The sequence below is a fragment of the Mesorhizobium sp. M4A.F.Ca.ET.050.02.1.1 genome, assembly GCF_003997725.1.
Lineage (GTDB): Bacteria > Pseudomonadota > Alphaproteobacteria > Rhizobiales > Rhizobiaceae > Mesorhizobium.
Genome location: NZ_RZSG01001196.1, coordinates 1 through 1,196, shown reverse-complemented (window position 1 = coordinate 1,196; position 1,196 = coordinate 1). Strand labels below are relative to the sequence as shown.

Annotated in this window: 1 protein-coding gene; it reads right to left on the bottom strand. The window is 63.8% G+C overall.

Going from position 1 to position 1,196, the window contains the following annotated elements:
- On the bottom strand, positions 1–1,196 hold a 1,196-nt coding region (locus EOA33_RS36250; protein WP_127407761.1), incomplete at both ends, for an AMP-binding protein.

Genomic DNA, 1,196 nt, shown 5'->3' with positions numbered 1-1,196 from the left:
ACATAGGCGACCGGCACCTCGCCCCATTTGTCATCGGACTTCGCAACGACGCCGCAGGAGGCGACGGCGGCATGTTTGTAGAGCGCGTCCTCGACCTCGATCGAGGAGATGTTCTCGCCGCCGGAAATGATGATGTCCTTGGAGCGATCCTTGAGCTGGATGTAGCCGTCCGGATGCATGACGCCGAGATCGCCTGAGTGGAACCAGCCGCCGGCGAAGGCCTCGTCAGTCGCCTTCATGTTCTTCAGATAGCCCTTCATGACGATGTTGCCGCGGAACATGACCTCGCCGATGGTCTCGCCGTCGGCCGGGGTTTCCGTCATCGTCTGGGGATCCATCACCGTCAGGCCTTCGAGCGAAGCATAGCGCACGCCCTGGCGCGCCTTCTTCGCCGTGCGCGGTCCCTTCTCCAGCTCGTCCCACTCATTGTGCCATTCGTTGACGACAGCCGGCCCGTAGGTCTCGGTCAGGCCGTAGAGATGGGTGACGGCGAAGCCGGCATCGGCCATGCCTGACAGCACGGCCTCCGGCGGCGGCGCGGCCGCCGTGTTGAAGGTGACGGTTTGCGGAAACTGCCGCTTGTCCTCCTCCCTGGCGTTGATCAGCACCGACATCACGATCGGCGCGCCGCACAGATGGGTGACGCCGTGATCGGCAATGGCGTCGTAGATCGGCTTCGGCCGCACCCAGCGCAGGCAGACATGGGTGCCGGCCTGAACGGCCAGCGTCCACGGGAAACACCAGCCGTTGCAGTGGAACATCGGCAGCGTCCACAGATAGACCGCGTGCTTGGCCATGCCGGCATGGATGGTGTTGGTGTAGGCCATCAGCGCTGCGCCGCGATGGTGGTAGACGACGCCTTTGGGATTGCCCGTGGTGCCCGATGTGTAGTTGAGCGAGATGGCGTCCCACTCGTCATCCGGCATCGACCAGGCGAAAGCCTCATCGCCGCCCGCGACGAACTCCTCATAGTCGAGCGTGCCGATCCGCTCGCCCTTCGGATAGGGCGCGTCGGCGGCGTAATCGGGATCGTCATAATCGATGACCAATGGCTTGGCCTTGGCCAATGCCAACGCCTGGCTGACCACGCCGGAGAATTCGCGATCGACGATCAGGACCTTGGTCTCGGCGTGGTCGAGTTGGAATGCAATGACGGCGGCGTCGAGCCTCGTGTTCAGCGAATGCAGCACCGCCCT